This is a genomic window from Methylobacterium sp. AC315 (assembly GCF_979253755.1).
The window spans coordinates 337,692-359,941 of the sequence record NZ_CEEDEA010000001.1 but is presented as its reverse complement, the minus strand read 5'-3'; the positions used below and the strand labels follow the sequence as shown (position 1 = coordinate 359,941).

Below are 22,250 nucleotides of genomic sequence, written 5' to 3'. Positions count from 1 at the left end.
GAAACCGGATAATCGACCCTCATAAGCGTCACGGTAGGTGTGTTTCACATCATGGATCAAGGTTTCCATCCGGCCGGCTGACGATCCGCAACGGATCGAGATCGCAAAGACCGAGCCGTCCTGAAGGTTGCTCGGGCCCCGCGGCACCGCAGGCTTTGCCCCCGGACACCGGGGCCGGGGTCACGGCCGGTAAACCCTTCGGCGTGAGGATAGCCGGGCTACCATCAGGCACAGGATCGTTGTTCCAGCATGTCGTCACGCGTGTTGACTTACGGGACCGCCGCGCTCCTCGGCGTTCTGCTGCTGCCCTGGCCGGCGGCGGCGCGGATGGGGGTCTCGCCGGCGGTGCGCACCTGGCTGTCCGGCCTCGTCACCCGGATCGACGCGGTCGATCGCGCTGATCGGCACGCGAACACCCGCCGGGCAGCCGGCACCGTGTTGGTGCGGATCGAGATCGCCGCCGACGGTTCGGTGCGTCAGGCCGAGATCGAGCGCAGTTCGGGCTCCCGCGGGCTCGACCGTCTGGCGCTCCGGGCGGTGCAGGGGGCGAGCCCGTTCAGGGCGCCCCCGGTCGAGCTGCTGGCCGAGGACGGGGTCGCCGACCTCAGCGTTCCGGTGCAGTTCGGGCGCTAGAGCATCGTTCCGAAAGGTGGCCGCCGGCTTTCGGAACACGACGATGCGCCGAGCCTCGGCTTCGGAAACCCGTAGTTTGCGACGGTGCGCGGCGCCGTCCTGAAACTTTTGTCGAATCGCCTCCGTTCGCGTCTGCAACCACAAGGCGCGTCCGGGAGGTTGATGGTGAGAGACACATTCGCGCGGCTGCGCCGGGAAGAGACGAACCGGCCGCCCCTGCCCCTGGTGGTCTCGTGGCTGGCGGTGTCGGTCGGGATGTGGGTCGTGATCTACGCCTATTCCGGCCGCGTGATCTGGACCTGGTGACCGGGTTCAGCGATCGTCGTGACGGCTCGCGCCGACAAACGCTCCGATCAGGTAGCCGGACTGGTGGGCCGCCAGATAGGCGAGCAGCACCAGGACCTTCACGGCATCGATCGTGGACGTCAGTGCCCAGAGGGGCAGGCATATCAGGGCGATCAGCACCGAACTCGCCACGACAGCCGGGGCCCGATAGAGCCAGCCTTCCAGAATTCCTGCTGCGCATAAGAGGGCCGCGATAAGCAACAAGCAGCACCCTGTATGGCGTAATAGTAAGATTTATAGCTCAATCCTACGCATGTTGCTATATTAAGCCTTTTAAATTCGGTTTCGTGCGCGCGACGCATATTTTTCCTGGCCGGTCACGGCAGCACCAGGCCGGAGACGCCGTAGATCAATGCCGCGACCAGCGCCGCCGCGGGCATCGTGACCACCCAGGCGATCACGATGCCCTGGGCGATGTTCCAGCGCACCGCCGAAACCCGCCTGGCCGCACCGACTCCGACGATCGCCCCGGTGATCGTGTGGGTAGTGGAGACCGGGATCCCGAACGCGGTGGCGGCAAACAGGGTGACGGCCCCACCGGTCTCGGCGCAGAAGCCCTGCATGGGCGACAGCCGGGTGATCTTCGAGCCCATCGTGTGGACGATGCGCCAGCCGCCGAGCAGCGTGCCGAGCGCCATGGCGGTCTGGCAGGACAGCACCACCCAGAGCGGCACGTGGAACGCACCGCCCTCCTCCCCGTGGGCGTAGAGCAGCACCGCGATGATGCCCATGGTCTTCTGCGCGTCGTTGCCGCCATGGCCGAGCGAGTACAGCGAGGCCGAGACGAACTGCATTCCCCGGAACAGCCGGTCCACCGCGTGAGGGGTCGAGCGCACGAAGATCCACGATACCGCCAGCATCAGCAGCAGCCCGAGGCCGAAGCCCAGGGCGGGCGAGAGCACGATGGCGGCGCTGGTCGCGATCACGCCGGGCCAGACGATCGCGCCGAGGCCCGCCTTGGCGATGCCGGCCCCGAGCAGGCCGCCGATCAGCGCGTGCGAGCTCGAGGATGGGATTCCGGCGTACCACGTGATCAGGTTCCAGCTGATCGCGCCGCCCAGGGCCCCCAGGATCACCCGGTCGGTCACCATGTCGACATCGACGATGCCCGACCCGACCGTGCCGGCCACGTGCAGGCCGAAGATCAGGAACGCCACGAAGTTGAAGAACGCCGCCCAGATGACGGCGTAGCGGGGCGCGAGCACCCGGGTCGACACGATGGTGGCGATCGAGTTTGCGGCGTCGTGCAGCCCGTTCAAGAAATCGAAGAGCAGGGCGACGGCGATGAGGACGATCAGGAGGGTCACGCGGCCGGCTCAGACATGCTCGACCACGATGCTGCTGATCTGGTTCGCGACATCCTCGAACCGGTCCATGACCTTCTCCAGGTGGTCGTACAGCTCGGACCCGACCACGAAGGCCATGGGATCCTGCCGGGAAGCCTTGAACAGGGCCTTGAGCCCGGCATTGTGCAGGTCGTCGGCCCGGCCTTCGAGCTGGATGACCCGCTCGGTCAGGGTGTTCAGGACGGTCGCGTTCTCGCCCAGCGCCCGCAGCTTCGGCATCGCCTCGGCGGTCGCGGCGGCGGCCTCCTGGATCACCGCGCCCATCTCGCGCATCGACGGCTCGAAGGCGGTGACCTCGAACAGCTGCACCGTCTTGGCGGTCTTGAGCATCTGGTCGATGGCGTCGTCCAGGGAGCCGACAAGGGCCTGGATGTCGCCCCGGTCGAACGGGGTGATGAAGGTCCGCCGCACGGCCAGCAGGGCATCCCGGGTGATCGTGTCGGCGGCATCCTCGTGGTCGGCGATCGCCTGGCAGGCCACCGGGACGTCCTGGGTGCCATCGAGCAGGGCCCGGAGCGCGGCCGCGCCGCCGACCAGGGTGGCGGCATGGCGCTCGAACAGGTCGAAGAACCGGTCTTCCTTCGGCATCAACGCACGAAACCAGCCCAGCATGTGACGTCCCGGTTCGAGGATCAGTATCCGTGCAAGCTCGACTGCCAGATACGCCTAGCATGGCGATCGGCGGTTCGCATCAGCCGGCACCGGTCACGCCCTACATTCGGGTCGCTTGCGTCATTGATCATATCGATTTCTATTATCGGTCCTATCTGTTTGGATCATGACGCAGTGCAGCGTAGATAGTGCCTCGACACCGGGCTTCGGACCCGGACAGCAAGAGGTATCCCACCATGACCACGCGTTCCTTGATCCTGGCCGCCCTGGCCTCCATCCCGATGATCGGTTCAGCCCTGGCCGATGAGGCCATCAACCTGACGCCGCCGCTCTACCGGGAGCAGGCCCGGGTGATCTCGACCACCCGTCCCGCGACCGAACTGGCGACCACGCCGCGCCTCGTCCCGGCGGCTCAGACCACCACCCGTGTCGTCACCGCTACCGCGATGCCGACCCGCTGATGCGGGCCGGACGCCTCCCGGCGCATCTTCACGGCGCATCGCTCAGACGCATCCCGGAGCCCCCAGCCCTGCTCCGGGATGCCGCCGACCGAGCGCACCACCCCTGCGCCCGGCGGGTGCCGGACCGGCGGCCCGGGATGCAAGATCCCCAGGCCGCATAGGCGCGCGCGCCCATAAGACCCAGTCGGAATCGCGGATCGACGCGCCTGACAGGGTGCGAACGGTTGCAGTGCAAAACGCGATGCCGCGTCGGCGGTCCGCCCGACAGTGCAGGCTTCGTCCCGATACCGAACTCGTGCACCGCCCCGACCGCCCATGATGTCGGCGCCCGCCGTTCCTGCGCGCGTTCCCCGGTCGATCGCATGAAATGCGGATCCGCCACGGCGACGGGCTCGCTGTTACCGGCCGGGCTCCCCGGACCGGTGCGGCCCGATTGGTAGGTAATCGATCCTTGGCCCTTCTCGGGCTTGCGCCAACCGGCGTCCGAAGGCCGGCCACCGGCGGCTTCTGATCGTCGCCCCTGCGGCTTCGTGTCGAACCCCCCGAATCCGCTTCGGATCCGCTCCGCTCGACCTGGGCCCGGCGAAATCCGAGCTGGGCAGGATCCGCCCATTCCCAGCCAAAGCGAAGTCCCGCCGCGATCGCACGCCGGTCATTCCGCGCGGACCGGCCCGCAGGATAACCCGCTCTCAACGCAGGATTTCATCCGCTGAGCGGGGCTTCCGGACCGGCTATCCCCGGCAACACCCATCTTCATTCCGACAGGTCCCGGGCGGACCGGGAATAGGACGATAGGCTTATGCGCGGTATGGCTCGACAGCAACTGTCAATCCCGAATGCAGCATCGAACCGAGCTGATCTTCATAGGCCGAAAACGGGATCTTGAATGCTGCACAAATACAAATCTTGACAGCAGTGCAACCACGTACGTAATGTTTCCACAGTGTTAAATTTAGGAAAAATAGCTGAGTAGGTTGCCCGTCCACTCGGGTGGCTGACGCGACGTAGGCAAGTTCTCTTGTGCTGCGATGGATCGATCGCGCCCTGCTGCAAGTCTGGGGAAACATTCATGGTCGACTTGACCGGTTATAAACTAACCTTCGACGACGAGTTTAACACCCGGAGCATTTCTCAGACCGGCGCGGGGACCACCTGGGCCGATATCCGCGCGCAAGACCGTGGTGACGCGAATGCCGATGTCGGGTTCGGCCACTCGTCCTTCGTGGACAAGGGGTCTGGCTACGACCCGTTTCAGCTCCAGGACGGCGCCCTGTCGATCACGGCGGTCCCGGACAGAACTTCGTCGGGCGTGCCGGGCAGCTGGGAATCCGGCCTGCTGACGACCCAGGGCAATTTCTCGCAGACCTACGGGTATTTCGAAGTCCGGGCCGACTTCTCCGAACAGGTCGGCGCCTGGGACGCGTTCTGGCTGCTGCCCAACCAGCAGAAGGCCGACCCCTACAACGCGGGCCAGCACCAGGAGCTTGACGTCGTCGAGCGCTACGGCGACGGGCCGAGCACCGTCTACAGCACGATCCACACGACGGATCAGACGCCGAACATCCCCTGGCAGCAGAACCGCCAGGTCACGAGCGTGATGCCGGACCAGACCGGCTATCATACCTACGGCATGAACTGGCAGGCCGACCGGATCAGCTTCTACGTGGACGGCCAGATGACCGGCTCGCAGGCGACGCCGTCGGATCTGCACAGCCCGATGTACATGCTGGTGAACCTGGCCACCCAGGGGGGCGGCAGCAACAACGCCGATCTCGCCGGCGTGCCGATCAGCTCGAAGATCGACTACGTCCGAGCCTATTCGAACGATCCGACCGCAGCCGCCGTGAAGCGCGACACCGTGTCGAGCCCCGACGGCCGGGATCCGGGCCTGTACGGCGCCGCCGCGGCAACCTCGACGAACACGACGACAGCCGCCGCGACCACGGCGAGTGCGGCGAAGGGCACGACGAGCACGGCCACGAGCGTGGCTTCGTCGGCAGCGTCGGCCACCAAGCCGGCGACCGGTTCGACCACCGGCACGGCATCGGGAACGACCAACCCGACGAACGGCTCGGCCGCCGCGCCGACGACGAGTTCCACGGCCACGATTGCCGCGACCCCCAAGCCCACCCTCTCGACGGCGCCGAACGGGGCTGCCTCCCCGTCGAGCGTCAGCCCGAACGGAGGCGTGTCCCCCGCCGCCGCACCGACACCGGCCGCTCCGACGACGGGGTCCGGCGCCTCCACGCCGTCAGCCGTTCAGAACCCGCCTGTCGGCGCGTCTTCGGGCTCGACCAACGCCACACCGGGAACGAGCGCGCCCACCGCCAGCGCTGCGCCCACGACGGCCTCATCGACGGCTCCATCGGCGGTCCCTGCCGCAAGCACGACCCCCACGACGGCGCAAAGCAGCGCCCCGGTCGCATCGACCGGCACTGCTCCGAGCGCGACCGGCAGCGGTGCGAACGGTGCAACGCAGGCGTCCACCGCGAGCGCGACGCCGCCGGCTGCAACCTCCACGACGAGTGCGAGCGGCTCGGCGACTCCGACCACGGGTTCCACCGCCGCGTCTGCGCCGGCCAGCACCGGGAGCGGAACCGGCCCGGCAGGCGGCAGTGCGACGACGGGGTCCCCTTCGACCACCCTCAGCGCAGCACCTGCCGCGCCGACGCCGAATGCCGCCGGCACGACGCCCTCGACGGTGACCGCCAGCGCGCCGACCAGTGCCGCTTCCAGCGCGGTGAGCAGCACGAGCGGCGGATCGCACACGACCGCGAGCGCGCCGTCCCAGACCGCCGCGGAGACGACTCACCCGGGTGGTGCGACCCATTCGGGCGGTGCGACTCTTGCGGCCACGGGTTCGACTCCCCCTCCGACCATCGTCGGCGCAGCGCCTCAGGCCCCTGCCCCGACGACGAACTCCGCGGGGACGGCGAATCTGTCCGCGTCCCCCGTGTCGGGTCAGTCCGCGGCCGCCTCGACAACGCCGGCAAACGGCATGGCCCACACGCCGACCGCAGGACCGAGCGCGGCGGCCTCGGCGGCCCTCGACACAACGGCGGTGACGACCCCGCCCGGTGGGTCCGGCGCAAACGGTGTCGCGAGCCCGGCAAGCGTAGTCCCGGTGGCGAGCAGCGCCACCGCGCAGCCGGCCATGGCCACCGCTCCGACCAATTCGGCCTCGACGGTGGCACCCGGCTCCGGCGGTACGGCGCGGCCGGTGCTGGGCAGCGCAACCCGTTCTCCCGCCGGCACGCAGAACCCGTACCCGCCGACCGGCAACCCGATCGCCGCCGCGCCGACGGCCCCCATCAATCCGGGCAGCGTAACGAGCGCGTCCCCAGCCGCATCCGCGGGCGCCACGAGCCCGCAGGGTCCCGCCGTCCCGGCGGTGAGCAAGGCTCCCACCTATGAGACGTTCTCCGTCCCCGAGAGCCAGCGGAAAGCCGCGATCGCCCTGATGGCCAAGATCAACAAGGGCGAAGCCAGCGCACCCGCGACCACCGACTGGTTCACCAAACTGTCCAACATCCTGATGCACCTCTGGTAGGCGCCGCTTTCGAACGCGGTTTCGGAAGGCGCCTGCGAGCGCGGGCCGCTTCGCTCAGCGGGACCTGCGGATGTCCGCAGCCGGCGGGATGGTGCGTGGTGTGGCCCCGAGGGTCGCGCCCGGCGCCTGCCGGCACCCGTTGCCTCCCGGTACGAGAAGGTCGCCGGCGGTTGATCCACCGGGTGGCCGCTGCTCGATGTTGCCGCGCGGCAAACCGCGAAACGGCAGCCCGGCGCGATGCCACGGCCTCGACGCATCGTTCTGGCTTGCGCCGAGCCGGCATCCACGTGGCTGGCGAGCGCTCGGGCTGGAGCGGGTCCGCTGCGAGGGGACGCCGCGACTCGGGCCCACCTGTGCCGGGCGCGATCCGGGACGCGGATACGCCAGCCGCCTCCCGGCAGCGGATCGGCTCCGTTCCGATCCGTCGAGCGGCACGGGCTGTCTCACGACGCGGCCTCCCTCGCCAGCATCGGCCGCGCGCCGCATCTCGAGGCACCTCCTGGCGGCCGCGGTACTCGACACGGTCGCGCCACCGGATCGGACGGGGGTACGCGTCGACGATGGGATGCGGCGTCTCGAATGCAATAACGGCGACCTGCCCGCTCAGTATGGCGGTCGTTCTCCCATCGGGATAGCCGGGCCTGGCGAGCCGCCCCGCGTCCGGGCTTCAAGATTGGCATTTCACATTCGGTAATCAATTCAAACGAAGCCGGTCGTTTCCGCGGCGCGAATGCCGATTATCAGTAGAAATCCGCTCTGATGGCCCGCCTTTTGAAGTCGGCGCGCGCACGGCCTGTGGTATCCATTGCAAACCGGCGGCCGAATCGGGTTTGTCCTGCGCAGAGACACCGCGGCATCGCGGGGCGCGCGACACCTGAGGAGGGTGGTTGCGGCTTGGATCGATCGGTTGGCCCGGTCGGCGCAGTGACCGGAGGCGTATCGACGATGATGATCGCTATTCCCGCCTTGCTGATGGGAGCGACCCTGGCGGTGCCGGTCGCGGACCGCGTGCCGGTCTTCGATGTCGGGCCGGGGTGCCGGGCGGCCACCACGCTGATGACCCTCGATCCCAGGCGGCAGAAACTCTGCCTCGACGATGAGGCGTCGGCACGCGCGCAGGTCGCCCAGAAATGGTCGCGCTATGCGGCCGTCGACCGGACGCGCTGCACCGCGGAGGCCCAGCTGGATGGGCTGCCGAGCTACGTCGATCTGCTCGAGTGCCTGACCCTCGCCCGCGAGGCCAAGGCGGAAGACACGTGGTAGCCGCGGCAGGATCTCTGCCCACGACCGTCCCGTAACGATCCCAGTCGAGGGGCCGCCCGTGCCGATCGCGCCACTGCTTTCCGGACCCGTCCGCGTTCTGGTCGTCGCGACCATCGCGGCGCTGGCGGCCGGGTGCCGCGACACCAACCAGTACGTTCCGCCGCCGCCCCCGAGCGTCTCGGTGGCGCAGCCGGTCGTGCGCAACGTGACGCGCTACTTCGAGCTCACCGGCAACACCAAGGCGTTCGCGGCAATCGATCTCGAGGCCCGCGTCCAGGGATTTCTGGAGGGGATCAGCTACACGGACGGGGCCGTGGTGAAGAAGGGCGCGCCGCTCTTCTCCATCCAGCGCAACACCTACGAGGCGCAGCTCAAGCAGGCGCAGGGCGCCCTCGCCGCGCAGCAGGCCGCCCTGGCCAACGCCCAGTCGGAGTATCAGCGCCAGTTCACCCTGGGCCGGCAGGAATTCGCCTCGCAGGCGCGGGTGGAGGATGCCAAGACCAAGCTGGACCAGGCCACCGCCGCCGTGCTGGAAGCGCAGGCCAACCTCGATATCGCCGCGATCAACCTCGGCTACACGCAGGTCTCCGCGCCCTTCGACGGCGTGGTCACCAACCACCTGGTGGATGTCGGGGCGCTCGTCGGCATCAGCGGACCGACCAAGCTGGCGCAGCTCGTGCGCATCGACCCGCTCTACATCTACTTCAACGTCGGCGAGCAGCAGGTCCTGCGGGTCAAGCAGCACCTGCTCGCGACGCAGCGGACGTTGGGCGACCTGTCCAAGATCCCGGTGGAGATCGGCCTGCAGGACGAGGCCGGCTATCCGCATATCGGCAAGCTGGACTACCTCGCGCCGCAGGTGGACCCGTCCACCGGCACGCTGCTGGCCCGGGCGCTCATCGACAACGCCGATCATGCGCTCCTGCCGGGCCTGTTCGTGCGGGTCCGGATCCCGGTCGGACGCGACGACAAGGCCCTGCTGGTCCGCGACGACGCCATCGGGACCAACCAGCAGGGCAGCTACCTGCTCACGGTCGGGGCCGACGACACGGTCTCGCAGCGGGTGGTGACGCTCGGTCCGCGGGACGGGCGCGAACGCGTGATCCAGACGGGGCTCAAACCCGACGAGTGGGTCGTCACGGACGGCATCCAGCGGGCCATCCCGGGGGCCAAGGTCGCGCCCCGGAAGGTGGCGCCGGCCGATGCTTCGGCCGACCCGGCGGCGATCCGGCGGTGAGACGCCGGCCGTCGGCACCCGTCGATCCGCGCTCCCGCCGATCCGGCGGGCCGCCCCTGAGACGCCGGCACCGAGGGTCCACGGCATGATCTCGCGCTTCTTCATCGAGCGGCCTGTCCTGGCCAACGTGCTCGCCCTGGTGATGGTGCTGGTCGGCGCGGTGTCGCTGTTCAACCTGCCCGTGTCGCAATACCCGAACGTCGTCCCGCCGACGGTCCAGGTCACCACGCGCTATCCGGGGGCGAGCGCCCGCACGGTGATCGACACGGTGGCGCTGCCGATCGAGCAGCAGGTCAACGGCGTCGAGGGCATGCTCTACATGCAGTCGACCAGCGCCAGCGACGGCACCTACACCCTCACGGTCACGTTCGCGATCGGCACGGACGGCGACCAGGCCCAGGTGCTGGTGCAGAACCGCGTCGCCATCGCGATGTCGTCGCTGCCGCAGGCGGTGCAGGTCCAGGGCGTCACGACCCAGAAGAAGTCCACCGCGGTCCTGCAATTCGTGACCCTGTCCGCCCCCGATGGGACATTCGACAGCCTGTTCCTGTCGAATTACGGCGTCATCAACGTTCAGAACGAGCTGGCCCGGCTCCCGGGCGTCGGCAACGTCACGGTGTTCGGCGCCGGCCAGTACGCGATGCGGATCTGGCTGGACCCCGACCTCGTGCAGGCCCGGGGTCTCACCCCCGACGCCATCGTCACCATCGTCCAGCAGCAGAGCCAGGAGGTCACCGCCGGGGCCGTGGGCATGCCGCCGGTCCCGGCCGGCCAGGATTTCCAGTACACCCTCAACGTCAACGGGCGGCTGAACGACGCCCCGGACTTCGAGAACATCGTCATCAAGGCGGATGCGCAGGACGGCGGCCGCATCACCCGCCTGCGCGACGTCGGCCGCGTCGAGCTCGGCGCGCAGACCTACAGCCAGTCGTTCACCCTGAACGGTCAGCCCGCCGCCGGCCTCGGCATCTTCCAGCTGCCGGAGGCGAACGCGCTCACGGTGGCGGGGGCGGTCCGCACCCGGATGGGCGAGCTGGCCAAGAGCTTCCCGCCGGGCCTCGTCTACAGCATCCCGTTCGACACGACCGGGTTCGTGCAGGCCTCGATCCACGAGGTCTACACGACGCTGTTCGAGGCCGCCGTCCTGGTCCTGATCGTCATCCTGGTCTTCGTGCAGGACTGGCGCGCCATGCTGGTGCCGGCGACGACGGTCCCGGTGACGATCATCGGCGCCTTCGCGGCGATGGCGGCGATGGGCTTCAGCGTGAACCTCTCTACGCTGTTTGCCATCGTGCTGGCCATCGGCATCGTGGTGGACGATGCCATCGTGATCGTCGAGGGCGTCGCCCACCATATCGACCAGGGGCTCTCGCCCCGGGCGGCGGCCGAGAAGGCGATGGAGGAGCTGTTCGGCCCGATCATCGGCATCACCCTGGTGCTGATGTCGGTCTTCGTGCCGGCCGCGTTCCTGCCCGGCCTGACCGGGCAGCTCTACAAGCAGTTCGCCCTGGTGATCGCCGCCACCGCCCTGATCAGCGCGGTCAACGCCGCCACGTTGAAGCCGACCCAGTGCGCCCTGTGGCTGCGCAAGCCGGTCCCGCCTGAGGAGCGCAACGTGTTCTACCGCGGCTTCAACCGCGTCTACGGCGTCGCCGAAGGCTGGTACGCAAGGCTGATCGGCCACATGGTCCGGCGCAGCGGCGTCATGGTCGCCGTCGCGCTCCTGCTGATCGGCCTGGCCGGATGGGGGCTGACCCGCCTTCCGACCGCGTTCCTGCCGACCGAGGACCAGGGCTACGTCCTCATCGGGGCGCAGCTGCCGGACGGCGCCTCGAAGGAGCGCACCGACGCGGTGATGCAGCGGATCAGCGCGCACGCGAAGGCGACGCCCGGCGTGGACAACGTGCTCACCATCAGCGGTATCTCGGTCCTCGATGCCAACGCCACCCTGCCCAACGCCGGCGTCGCCTACGTCGTGCTCAAGGATTGGGGTGCCCGGGGCAAGGAGAAGGGCCAGGACCTGCGCAGCCTCTACGAGCGCTTCAACGCGATGCTGGAGGGGGTGGAGGGCGCCTCGACCTTCGTGCTCATCCCCCCGCCGATCCAGGGCATCGGCAATGCCAGCGGCTTCACCATGCAGGTGGAGTTGCGCAACGGCGACTTCGACTACCCGCTGCTGGAAAGCCTCGCCCGGACGATCGTCGCCGACGGGACCGCGCAATCCGGGCTGCAGAAGCTCAACACCTCGTTCCGGGCCGGCGTGCCGCAGATCGCGATCGCGGTGGACCGGATCAAGGCCGAGGCCCTGGGCGTGACGGTCGGACAGGTGTTCTCGACGCTGTCGAGCTACGTCGGATCGTCCTACGTCACGCAGTTCAACAAGTTCGGCCGGACCTTCCAGGTCTACGTGCAGGCCGCGCCCGATTACCGGCTGCGCCCGGAGGACATCCAGAACCTGAAGGTGCGCGCCGGCAACGGCGTGATGGTGCCGCTCGGCACCGTCGTCGAGATCAAGTCGGTGCAGGGCCCATCCCTGATCAGCCTCTACAACCTCTACCCGACGGCCGCGATCGTGGGTGGGGCGGCCCCCGGCTTCAGCTCCGGGCAGTCGCTGGACCTGATGCAGCAGATCGCCGCGAAGGTGCTGCCGCCGGGCACGGGCTACGACTGGACGGCGATGTCGTATCAGGAGAAGGCCGTGGGCTCCCAGATCTACTGGGTGTTCGCGCTGGCCATCGTGCTCGTCTACCTCGTGCTGGCCGGGCAGTACGAGAGCTGGATCCTGCCGCTGGCGGTCCTGCTCGGCGTGCCGCTGGCGCTCCTGGGGACGGTCGGGGCCCTGCTGTCGCTCGGCGTCGCCAACAACCTCTACACGCAGATCGGCCTGATCCTGCTGATCGCGCTGGCGAGCAAGAACGCCATCCTGATCGTCGAGGTCGCCCGCGAGAAGCGGCAGGCCGGGCTCGACATCGCGGCGGCGGCCGTGGAGGCGGCGCGGCTGCGTTTCCGCCCGATCCTGATGACCTCGTTCGCCTTCATCCTCGGCGTGCTGCCGCTGGTCACCGCCACCGGGGCGGGGGCGGCGGCGCGCAAGTCGATCGGCATCGCGGTGTTCAGCGGCATGCTCGCCTCGACCTGCCTGGCGGTGCTGTTCGTGCCGTCCTTCTACGTCATCCTGCAGCGCCTCGAGGAGCGCCGCGCGCGGGGCCCGCGGCCCGCACCGGCCGGGACGGTCGCGGCGGTCTCGGAGAGCCCCTGACCGCCATGACGCCCGGCCGGGATCTCAGGAGCGACGCGGATGCGTCGAAGCCTGTCCGCCGCCGTAGCGATTCGCGTCATTCGTCGCGCGGTCGAAACGCCTATCTCAACGCGCAACAATAGACCTCGCACTCGCCCTTCCCCTTGAGGGCGACCTTGCCGACGGGACGGATCGCGCCGCCATCCTGCACCCGGGTCGAGGCCTCCTCCGACAGGTGGACGGCGCATCCGTCGCCGAGCGCACAGAGGCGGGCGGCGACGTTCACGGTGTCGCCCCAGAGATCGAAGGTGAACTTGGACCGGCCGACGATGCCGCCGACCACGGAACCGATGTGGATGCCGGCGCGGATCCGCCAGCCGGTCGGCCCGTCACCCGCGATGGCGACCATGTCCCGGGCGCAGCGCACCGCCGCGGTCACCGGGTCGGCGTGGGGCGACAGCAGGTTGGCGGTCGCCATGAAGGCGTCGCCGATCGTCTTGATCTTCTCCATGCCGTGCGTGTGGGCCACCACCTCGAACGCTTCCGCGAGGCGCTGAACCTCGGCGACCACGGCTTCGGGGCCTTGGGTGTGGCACCACGCCGTGAATCCCACGAGATCGATGAACAGCACCGCGACATCGTCGAAGAGCCGGGGCTTGACCTGCCCGGTGGTCATCAATTCGCTCACCGCCGCCACGGGCAGGATCGCGTGGAGCAGGTCGTCGGCGCGCTTGCGCTGCCGCTCGATGGTTTCGAGATGCGCCATCTCCCGGTCGTGGAGCCGCTTCCGGTCCAGGCACGCGCGGATCCGGGCTTCGAGCAGCACCGGCTCGAAGGGCTTCGGCAGGTAATCCTCGGCCCCCATCTCGATGCAGCGCACGATGCTGCTGATCTCGGTCAGCGCCGAGATCATGACCACCGGGGTATGGCGCAGCCGCTCGTGCGCCTTGATGCGGTCGAGTACGGCGTAGCCGTCGAGGATCGGCATCATCACGTCGAGCAGGACCAGATCGAACGGCTCCGCGTTCAGCAGATCGAGGGCCGCGCGCCCGTTGGCGGCCCGGACGCTCGCATGGCCGAGAAGCTCCAGTTCCTGCTCCAGCAGGTCGAGGTTGAAGGCTTCGTCGTCGACGATGAGGATGCGCGCTGGGTCCACGGGTCTCGCTCTCTCCGGGCCGATGCCACTCTGGGCTGAAGCCTCTCTGGGGCCGCCCGCGCTCAGTCGAGCCAGTGTTGCAGCTTGGCGAACAGCAGGTCCTCGTCGACGGGCTTCGTCATGAAGTCGTCGCAGCCCGCCGCCTTGGCCTTGTCGGCGTCGCCGCTCATCGCGTTGGCGGTGATCGCGATGACGGGAATGCCGGCCGTCGCCGGGTCGGCCTTGATCCGCCGCGTCGCCTCCCAGCCGTCGATGACCGGCAGCGAGAGGTCCATCAGGATCAGGTCCGGGGTGTGGCTCGCGGCCATCGCGACGCCGGCGGCGCCGTCGACCGCCATCATCAGCGCGTAGTCGTCCTCCAGGAGCTGCATCAGCAGGTCGCGGTTGAGCGCGACGTCTTCGACGATGAGGATGGTCTTCATCCGCCGACCTCCTCGGAGGCTGCGTGCGGGCGATCCAGCGGTCCTGCCGCGGCCTTTCCGATGGCAGCGCTCATTGCGTCACCTCGGCCGCCGGGTTGTCCGCCAGCGGCAACGCCCGCCTGACCTCCCGGACCAGGGCGTCGCGGTCGAGGCCCTGCTTGTCGATCAGTCCGCGCACGCGCTCCCGGAGCATGCCCTGGTCGGCCGCGTTCAACGACGCCGCCGTCAGGACGACGACGGGGATCGTGCGGCCGACGGGATCGGCCTGGAGATGGTCGAGGAAGGTGAGGCCGTCCATGCCCGGCATCAGCAGGTCGAGGAGGATCACGCTCGGGCGCGCCTGCGCGATGCGCTCGAGGCCCGCGGCGCCGTCCGGGGCCCAGTCGATCGTGCAGCCCTCGGTGTCCAGCAGCTGGCGGACGAGGTCGACCACGTTCGGGTCGTCGTCGACTACCAGGATGCGCTCGCTGTTGGGGGCGGCGCGCCCGAGGGCGCCGATCAGCGACTCGCGCTCGAACGGCTTCACGATGTAGTCGCTGGCGCCGAGGTGGAAGCCGAGCTCCTTCTGGTCGACGATCGAGATCAGGATGACCGGGATCTCGCGCGTCAGCGGGTCGGTCTTGAGCGCGTGCAGCACCTGCCACCCGTCCGTGCCCGGCATCATGATGTCGAGGGTGATCGCGCGCGGCTGAAGTGCGCGCGCCTTGCGCAGGCCCTCCTCGGCGTTGGGGGCGCCGACCACCTCGTAGCCGGCGTCCGACAGGTTCTCCTGCAGCAGGTAGACGACGTTCGGGTCGTCATCGATCGCGAGCACGAGCCTGGACCCGGTCCGGGGCGCGGCAGCCGTCGCGGGCGCCGACGGCTTCGGGCTCGGCTGGAGTTCGAGAGCGCCCTCGACCCGCTGCGGGATGGTGAGGGTGAAGGTCGAGCCCACACCCTCCCGGCTCTCCACCGCCACGTCCCCGCCGAGCATCCGCGCCAGCCGGTGGCTGATGGCGAGGCCGAGCCCGGTGCCGCTGTGGGCGCGGCTCGCGGAGTTGTCGACCTGCTGGAACTCCTCGAAGATCACGGTCAGCGCCGCGTCCGGGATGCCGATGCCCGTATCCGCGACCGCGAGCGCGATCCGGTCTCCGACCGCGCGGGCCCGCAGCGTCACCGAGCCGGTCTCAGTGAACTTGATGGCGTTGCTGAGGAGGTTGATGAGGATCTGCTTGAGCTTTTCCTGGTCGGTGAAGACCGTCTCCGGCAGGCCCTCCACGTCCTTGACCAGCTGCACGCGCTCGCTCTTGACCAGGGGCTCGACCGTCCGGAGGCAGATGTCGATGATGGGCTCCAGCGCAAACTGTGCCGCCTTCACCTCCATCCGCCCGGCCTCGACCTTGGCCAGGTCGAGAATGGTGTTGATGAGCGACAGCAGGTGCTCGGAACTCGTCAGGATCTTTTCTAGGTTCTCGAACTGCTTCAGCGGCAACACGTCCTTGGCCCGGCGCATCACCAGCCGCGTGAAGCCGATGATCGCGTTGAGCGGCGTGCGCAGCTCGTGGCTCATGTTTGCGAGGAAGCTGCTCTTGGCCCGGCTCGCGTTCTCCGCGGCGTCCTTGGCCTGACGCAGGTGCTCCTCCGCGCGCTTGCGCTCGATCACCCGCCCGAGCTGGGCGCCGATATTGCCCATGACCTTCAGCAGCGCCGGATCCGGCGTCCGGGCTTCACAGGCGAAGAACTCCAGCACCGCCACGACCTCGCGCCCGATCGTGACGGGGAAGGCGAAGGCGGCCCGGATCCCGTCCGCGGCCGCGGCGGGGGGGAGGCCAGGCTCCGGCTCCGCCGCGAGGACCCAGGCCGGCGCGCCGGACGCCAGGACCCGCCCCGGGAGCCCGACGCCGGCCGAGAGCGGCGTCTGCGCCGTGACGTCCCGGAACCGCGCGAAGCGTTCCGGCGCGTCGCAGTGCCAGAGGCCGGTCGGCACCAGGGTTCCGCTCCCGTCCTCGGCCAAGCGATAGGCGTGCCCGAGGGGCCATCCGGTATGGGCCGCGACCCGATCCAGGCAGAACCGCACGGCGTCCTCGACGGTGGCGGCTTCGTTGGCCGCGGCCGCGGTGACCTGCAGCAGCTCGACGAAGGCCGTCTGCTCCCGGAGCGCGAACTCGGCCGCCTTGCGCTCGGTGATGTCGCTCCACGACTCGACGACCTCGACGGGCTCGCCGTCCGGGCCCCGGACGAGGCGCTGCTCGTCCCGGACCCAGCGATAGGTGCCGTCCTTGCGCAGGAACCGGTACTCGATGACGTTGTGGCCGGTCGCCAGCAGATGCGGGAACTCCGCCAGGACCCGGTCCCGGTCCTCGGGGTGCAGCCGGTCCAGCCAGAATTCGGGGCCGGCGAGGTAATCGCTCGGCTCGTAGCCGAGGAGGTCGCGCACGTTCTCGCTGATGAAGGTCGGCGCGTTGCGGCCGCCCACCTCGAAGCTGCAGATCATCGACGGCGACGCGGTCAGGAGGTATGTCAGCCGCCCCTGCGTCGTGAGCAGGGCCTGCTCGGTGCGCTTGATCTCGGTGACGTCGGTGTAGACCGCGACCGTCCCGCCGTCCCGGGTCCGGCGCTCGTTGATCTGGATCCAGCGTCCATCGCGCTGCTGCTGGAGGATCGGCCCGCGCGGGTCGCGGAAACGTGCGAGCCGGCTTTCGAGCCACGCGTCGCCGGTGTCGCCCTCCTCTCGCACGACGCAGCGTTCCGCGGCGGCTCGCGCGATCGCGGAGAACGCTGCCCCCGGGGCGATCACGGCATCGAGGCCGGGATGAAAGTCGCGGAAATGACCGTTGCAGAGGCTGAGGCGGCCTTCGGCATCAAACAGGGCGAAGCCGTCAGAACTGCTCTCGATCGCCTCGATCAGGCGTTGCCGCTCGCCGTCACGCGACGCCGTTTCCATGTCGAAGGCCATCATCTCGTGCCCTGCCGCCTCGAGCTTCCGACGCTGGGTTCCCGGGCCTTCCTCGGACATGAACCCGCGTCATCGATCCATGACATCGAAGCGCGATATCAAGTCACTTTGGAGTGGGGATCCGGAAATCACAATACCGAACGGTTTCTCCATGCGGACTATCGTGAGTCTGCTGTCAGTTTACTGATCTGTTTTCTGGGTTGATGGGTATGGTTCCGGATCGGCCGCCGTATCCGAGCGGTGACGGTCGCCGGTCGTGCCGCTGTAATGACGCGGTGGATGGATCGAGACGCTCGGAATGGGGGGCCTCGCCCACCCATGCCTCCCGCTGCCGATGCTCGGTCAGGGGTGACGAGCGTTATGCCACGACGCGCGCGGGGCGACCGGCGTCGCCGACCTTGTGCGCCATCGGACCGGATCGCCGGCCCTAACATTCAAAAGTGCTGCACATCGATCTTCGGGCGGCGGCTCACTCGGGCAACGATCCGCGACCAGAGCCGGTGCGAGGCTTCGTGCGCACGGGCCGCACGCAGCATCACACCCAGCGACAGGCTCAGCACGCTCGCCAAGAGCAGCAGAGGCCTGGAGGGTGGCGTCTCAGCCTCGGCGTAGTCGTACCAGAGCGGGTTGTCGTCCTGCATGGCGTGGTCCCTCGGCGGCGCGGCCACGCTACTTGCTGCCGCGCTGGGCGAGGACGGCCGGGACGGTGCGCAGCATGATCGCGATGTCCCGGCGCAGGCTCCAGCGGCTGGCGTAGTCCAGGTCGAGCGCCACGCGCTCGGCGTAGCTGGTGTCGGAGCGGCCCGAGACCTGCCACAGCCCGGTGACGCCCGGCGGCACGGCAAAGCAGGTCGAGAACGCCCGGCCGTAGCGGGCGACCTCGGCCTGCACGATCGGGCGCGGGCCGACCAGGCTCATCTCGCCGCGCAGGACGTTCCACAGCTGCGGCAGCTCGTCGAGCGAGGTCTTGCGCAGCACCTGGCCGATGGCGGTGATGCGCGGATCGTCGGAGAGCTTGTGCGTGGCGGCCCACTCGGCCCGGGCGCTCGGGCTGGCGGCCAGGTGCGCGGCCAGCACGCCCTCGCCGTCCGTGACCATCGAGCGGAACTTCAGGCAGCCGAAGCTGCGCCCGTCCCGGCCGAGCCGCATGTGCCGGAAGATCGGCGCCTTGCGGTCGCCGGCCCAGACCAGCACGGCGATCAGCAGCATCAGCGGCAGCAGCAGGAACAGCGCAGTCGCCGCCACCCCGATGTCGAGCCCGCGCTTGGCCGCCCAATCCAGCCGAAGCCCACGCGCCACGAACGGCGTCTCCGGCAGAGCGGCCTCAGCCGCCTCGCCCACCTGCCCGAGCGTGAGTTCGGCCGTCACGGCGCAGCCGCCGCCAAGCGCGCCCGGATGAGCCGAGAAATCGGCCGCCCCCCGTCGCTGTAATGCACTCTGCAGCATAGTTCCGACCTCTCGACGGCGACGTTCGCCTTGGGTATTGGTTGGATGGTTAATCAATCATTACGTCTAAAAATGGGTAAATCACGGATGTCGATATGAGACTAGAGCCAATATTTAGTTCAAATGGTACTTAGTTAACTGGTCTAAGGCCGCATACGTAGTTGGGCGATGCGCGTTGCAGGAAATCTGTTCCCCGCCCGCTTCCAAGCGGGTTCAGCGGCCAAAACCTACGTAGTTTCGTCTCATAGAGACCCGTCTGGCCGGATCGATCGTACGCGACACAGTCACGGATGCCTCGGACGGCATCACCCACGTCGAGCGAGACCCATCGGTCAGGTGCGCTACGAGTACATCGGCAGAAAGACCTGTCCTCGCATCACGAGACCGAGCTGGTCGATTGCGATTCGTCGGTCGTGGGCGAACCCGTGGTGCCGCCCACGTCAGCGCCACGCCATATCCCTGATCGCTCGGGCTACGGGCGACGTGAAGCCCGATGCCGGCAAGGTTCGGCACGCGGCCCGTCGCGCGCACTGAGACATCGGCCGACGGGATCGAAGCTACGCCTCGATGACCGATCACACCGATCTGCCGTATGCTGGGCGCGATCACGCTTGAGCCACCGGTGCACAATAGAAAATGCCGCCGGTCTCCCCGATGATCTCCACGACCCAGTCCCAGGTGGAATCGCAACGGGCGGCCCCGGTCTTACGGCACGCTGCAGCGACCCGGTCGGCGACGCTCATCGCCTCGTCGAAGACCTGGGTCTCCAGGACGAAGGGGGCGCACCGGATCTTTGTGGTTGAAGACTTGATCTGTAATTTAAACACGATGTCTGGCCGCACATGAAACCAAAGACGATGCAATGACCGCATAGGCGGTTATGCACAGGTCCGCAGTGCCCTTACAGACACTGTAACCCGCCAAGCTAACCAATTGAGCCGGGAAAAACGGCAGGACAAAAGAACGGGACACCGAGACAAACGCTGGCGGGTCGGGGCCTGAAAGGGACCCGGCCTCGACAGCGTCGCCGGTCCGATCCGAGATAGGGCTACCGCGAACGGTCCGGCCTAGACGGCGCCCGAACGGTGCCGCCGACTAGGGCGAGGACAGACCCAAGCGCCGAGACGGGGATGAAGACGGTCAGCATCGCCAGCCCGACGCCCTCGGTGCCGAAGACACGATCGTTGAGAACGCCGACGAGGACGGGACCGAGACCGAAGGCGATCAGCGTGACGCCGGACACGAAGAGCGCATTGACGCGCCCGCGAAACGCTCTCGGTGTCAGGATTTGAAGCCTGGCCAATATGGGTGCGCTGGTCATGCCGAGAAGCGCCACCAGAGCGGTCAACGCCGTCAAGGACACGCTCAGGTCGGAGGCGAGCGCCGTCACGGCGACCGCGGGACCCGTCAGGGCGAGAGCGGCCGCGAGGATGAGAGATCCAGGCCTGCGTCGTCCGCGCGCGCGCCAGCGGTCGAGCAGCCGGCCGGCCGTGAGATGCCCGGCCGGCGCCGCGACAAGAACCAGCAGGCCGATCCGTATACCACTCTCGGCCGGCGTGAGATGATGCACCCGCACGTAGAAGGTCGGGATCCAGGCCGTCAGCGTCTGTCCGATCAGGACGGCCGCGACGGCGGTCCCGAAGAGCGGCAGATACTGCGCGCGCCGCCGATGCATCCACGCCCACAGCCGTGCGTGGCGCGCTGGCGGCGCGGGTGACGGTTCAACGATGCGGAGGGCGCCGACGAGCAGCAGGACGTTGGGGAGGCAGGCCAGGACGAACAGGGCACGCCATGGCGGCAGGGCGGCCTCCATCCCGGGAATCCGGAAGCCGCCGTTCAGGGTCATCCAAGCCAGCACCGTCCCGCCCAGCAGGAGGGCGGAACTGCGCCCGATGCTTCCGCCGGCCGTAAACCACGAGATGCCTCGTCCGAGCCGATGCCTCGGCAAACGATCGGACAGGAGCGAGAGCGCGACGGGCGTGATCGCCGCCTGGCCGAGGCCGAGGAGCGCGCGGGCACCGAGGAGCAGCACGAAGGTGTCTGCGAGTCCGCACGCGAAGGTCGCCGAGCCCCACACGACGAGGCTGGCGACTAGCAGCGCACGCCGATGGCCGCGATCCGCGAGGACACCCATGCCGGGCATGGCGAGCGCGTTCACCAGCGCGAAGGCGGACCCTTGGACCAGTCCGAGTTGCGCATCGCTGAGCCCGAGATCCACCTTCAGGGGCTGCGCCACGAGGGTGATCAGGAAGCGATCGCCGAAGGCGACCAGCTGGACCGCCGCGAGCAGCAGGACCAGCGGCAGTCCATCCCGGTCGCGCCAGGCGCGACCGGGCCGAGTGCTTCCCTCCTGGACGGCCCGCATCAGTACAGCTCGGCGACCCAGCGCGCGAGGACCGGGTCGGGGGCGACCCCGTCTTTCGCTCCGGTCGAACGGGCCTGCCGGATCTCCGTGCGGAACCGGCCCGGCGGCGCGCCGTAGGCACCCGCGAAGACGCGGCTGAAATGGCTTTCGTTGGCGAACCCGTGCTCATGCGCCAGGCTGGCCAGGGGGCGATCCTCGCCGGGCCGCAGCAGGGCCTTCCGCACCGCCGCCAGCCGGCGCTGCTGGATGTAGCGCGCGATGCCGCCGTCCACGCCGAAAACCTTGTAGAGGGCCGAGCGCGACATCCCGATTCCGGTCGCGACAGCCTGCACGTCGAGCCCTGCGTCCATCAGGTGGGCCCCGATGAACGCTTCCGCCCGCGCTCGACGCACGGGGTCGGCCGCCTCGTGCGAGAGCGCCCGGTCCGTGATCGGCAGGTTGGCGAGGCCGAGGCCCAGGAGCTCCGTCACGGCGCGCGCCGCATGGCCGGTGCCGTCCGGCGGCAACGTCGCCACCCGCCGGACGAACGAGGCCAGAAAGTCGGAGAGCAACCCGGCCGCGGCCGCCGGCAGGATCGCCCCGTGGATGTGATCGATGGTCCCGAGCACGCTCTGCACGTGCTCGCGCGCCAACTGCACGGAGATGAGCCGGGCGCGCTCCATCTGCGATCGGTGCGGCCGCGAGGTGTCGACGATCATGATCTCGCCGGGACTGAGCCGCCGCTCGTCCTCGATCGGACCCGACACCAGTTCTCCGGAGAGGAGGAGGTGCAGAGCGAAATGGTCGAAGCCGTCGCGTCGGACGCGCGCGGCGTCCCGGCTGTGCCGAAGGCCGCTGATCTGACGATCGAACACGATCATCCTGGGCTCTCGCACGATCCGGACGCTGGCGTGGAAACAGCCGTCGGTGCGCGTGACGTCGGTGCCCGAGCTGTAGAGCCGCCGATACGCTTCGAAGCTGCCGCGGTCTGTGGCGGCGCGCGCGTCAAAGGTCAGCGCTTCGACAGGCATGAATCGGCGTCTCTCCCGGACGGTTGAGGCAAGGATCTCGGTCGGATCGCGACTGCGAGCGCGGCCAAGCACGCGCTCGCAGCGGTCCCATAGATCCCCGCCCAGGTGCGGCGACCGCACTGCGATACGAGCGACGGTTCGAATGGTTCCTGGGATGCCAAGCGGCCCAACCCGACGCAAGGGCGTCGGCAGCGTCCTCGCGCAACCTTGATTTCGCGCCTCCCGAACGGC

General features: G+C 68.7%; 17 protein-coding genes. 7 read left to right on the top strand and 10 right to left on the bottom strand.

The window, feature by feature from the left end; genetic code table 11:
- The first annotated feature begins 249 nt into the window (after nucleotides 1–249).
- Together AC0IY0_RS01610 and AC0IY0_RS01605 are read left to right on the top strand one after the other, a co-directional pair.
- Complete coding sequence (locus AC0IY0_RS01610; RefSeq protein WP_471762902.1) at nucleotides 250–633, top strand: energy transducer TonB family protein; 384 nt, start codon at nucleotides 250–252, stop codon at nucleotides 631–633.
- 162 nt (nucleotides 634–795) lie between these two features.
- On the top strand, nucleotides 796–939 hold the full coding sequence (locus AC0IY0_RS01605; protein ID WP_471762901.1) for a hypothetical protein: 144 nt from the start codon (nucleotides 796–798) through the stop codon (nucleotides 937–939).
- A gap of 6 nt (nucleotides 940–945) precedes the next feature.
- Here AC0IY0_RS01605 and AC0IY0_RS01600 read toward each other — a convergent pair whose 3' ends face one another.
- From AC0IY0_RS01600 to AC0IY0_RS01590, 3 genes are all read right to left on the bottom strand, one after another.
- Nucleotides 946–1,110, bottom strand: a complete 165-nt coding sequence (locus tag AC0IY0_RS01600) for a hypothetical protein (protein ID WP_246693257.1) — start codon at nucleotides 1,108–1,110, stop codon at nucleotides 946–948.
- Nucleotides 1,111–1,295: 185 nt separating this feature from the next.
- Complete coding sequence (locus tag AC0IY0_RS01595; RefSeq protein ID WP_419830194.1) at nucleotides 1,296–2,285, bottom strand: inorganic phosphate transporter; 990 nt, start codon at nucleotides 2,283–2,285, stop codon at nucleotides 1,296–1,298.
- Between the two features lie 9 nt (nucleotides 2,286–2,294).
- Complete coding sequence (locus AC0IY0_RS01590) at nucleotides 2,295–2,936, bottom strand: DUF47 domain-containing protein (RefSeq protein ID WP_147906992.1); 642 nt, start codon at nucleotides 2,934–2,936, stop codon at nucleotides 2,295–2,297.
- 236 nt (nucleotides 2,937–3,172) lie between these two features.
- On the opposite strand from AC0IY0_RS01590, the gene AC0IY0_RS01585 reads away from it, so the two are divergent.
- The 5 genes from AC0IY0_RS01585 (at nucleotide 3,173) to AC0IY0_RS01565 (ending at nucleotide 12,706) form a co-directional block, all read left to right on the top strand.
- Nucleotides 3,173–3,397 (top strand): hypothetical protein, encoded by a 225-nt coding sequence (locus AC0IY0_RS01585; RefSeq protein WP_147906991.1) that lies wholly within the window; start codon nucleotides 3,173–3,175, stop codon nucleotides 3,395–3,397.
- 1,069 nt (nucleotides 3,398–4,466) lie between these two features.
- Nucleotides 4,467–6,947 carry a family 16 glycosylhydrolase gene (locus AC0IY0_RS01580; RefSeq protein WP_471762899.1) on the top strand — a complete coding sequence of 827 codons (2,481 nt, stop codon included), beginning with the start codon at nucleotides 4,467–4,469 and terminating at the stop codon, nucleotides 6,945–6,947.
- A 945-nt stretch (nucleotides 6,948–7,892) separates the two neighbouring features.
- Nucleotides 7,893–8,210: a hypothetical protein gene (locus AC0IY0_RS01575; protein ID WP_246692638.1), complete on the top strand. Its 318-nt coding sequence runs from the start codon at nucleotides 7,893–7,895 to the stop codon at nucleotides 8,208–8,210.
- A 64-nt stretch (nucleotides 8,211–8,274) separates the two neighbouring features.
- Complete coding sequence (locus tag AC0IY0_RS01570; protein ID WP_471763021.1) at nucleotides 8,275–9,447, top strand: efflux RND transporter periplasmic adaptor subunit; 1,173 nt, start codon at nucleotides 8,275–8,277, stop codon at nucleotides 9,445–9,447.
- A gap of 85 nt (nucleotides 9,448–9,532) precedes the next feature.
- Nucleotides 9,533–12,706, top strand: coding sequence for an efflux RND transporter permease subunit (locus AC0IY0_RS01565; RefSeq protein ID WP_471762898.1), 3,174 nt, complete (start codon nucleotides 9,533–9,535; stop codon nucleotides 12,704–12,706).
- A gap of 100 nt (nucleotides 12,707–12,806) precedes the next feature.
- Here AC0IY0_RS01565 and AC0IY0_RS01560 read toward each other — a convergent pair whose 3' ends face one another.
- The 7 genes from AC0IY0_RS01560 to AC0IY0_RS01530 form a co-directional block, all read right to left on the bottom strand.
- Nucleotides 12,807–13,841 carry an adenylate/guanylate cyclase domain-containing protein gene (locus AC0IY0_RS01560; protein WP_147906987.1) on the bottom strand — a complete coding sequence of 345 codons (1,035 nt, stop codon included), beginning with the start codon at nucleotides 13,839–13,841 and terminating at the stop codon, nucleotides 12,807–12,809.
- 62 nt (nucleotides 13,842–13,903) lie between these two features.
- Nucleotides 13,904–14,263 carry a response regulator gene (locus tag AC0IY0_RS01555; protein WP_471762897.1) on the bottom strand — a complete coding sequence of 120 codons (360 nt, stop codon included), beginning with the start codon at nucleotides 14,261–14,263 and terminating at the stop codon, nucleotides 13,904–13,906.
- A gap of 70 nt (nucleotides 14,264–14,333) precedes the next feature.
- Complete coding sequence (locus AC0IY0_RS01550; RefSeq protein WP_471762896.1) at nucleotides 14,334–17,258, bottom strand: hybrid sensor histidine kinase/response regulator; 2,925 nt, start codon at nucleotides 17,256–17,258, stop codon at nucleotides 14,334–14,336.
- A gap of 374 nt (nucleotides 17,259–17,632) precedes the next feature.
- On the bottom strand, nucleotides 17,633–17,839 hold the full coding sequence (locus tag AC0IY0_RS01545) for a hypothetical protein (protein ID WP_461231743.1): 207 nt from the start codon (nucleotides 17,837–17,839) through the stop codon (nucleotides 17,633–17,635).
- A 28-nt stretch (nucleotides 17,840–17,867) separates the two neighbouring features.
- On the bottom strand, nucleotides 17,868–18,566 hold the full coding sequence (locus AC0IY0_RS01540) for a sugar transferase (RefSeq protein WP_471762895.1): 699 nt from the start codon (nucleotides 18,564–18,566) through the stop codon (nucleotides 17,868–17,870).
- A 1,126-nt stretch (nucleotides 18,567–19,692) separates the two neighbouring features.
- Nucleotides 19,693–21,009, bottom strand: a complete 1,317-nt coding sequence (locus tag AC0IY0_RS01535) for an MFS transporter (RefSeq protein WP_471762894.1) — start codon at nucleotides 21,007–21,009, stop codon at nucleotides 19,693–19,695.
- A complete protein-coding gene (locus AC0IY0_RS01530; RefSeq protein ID WP_471762893.1) occupies nucleotides 21,009–22,199 on the bottom strand; it encodes a helix-turn-helix domain-containing protein in 1,191 nt (396 codons plus the stop codon). Before AC0IY0_RS01530 ends, AC0IY0_RS01535 begins: the two co-directional genes overlap by 1 nt.
- Nucleotides 22,200–22,250: the final 51 nt, after the last annotated feature.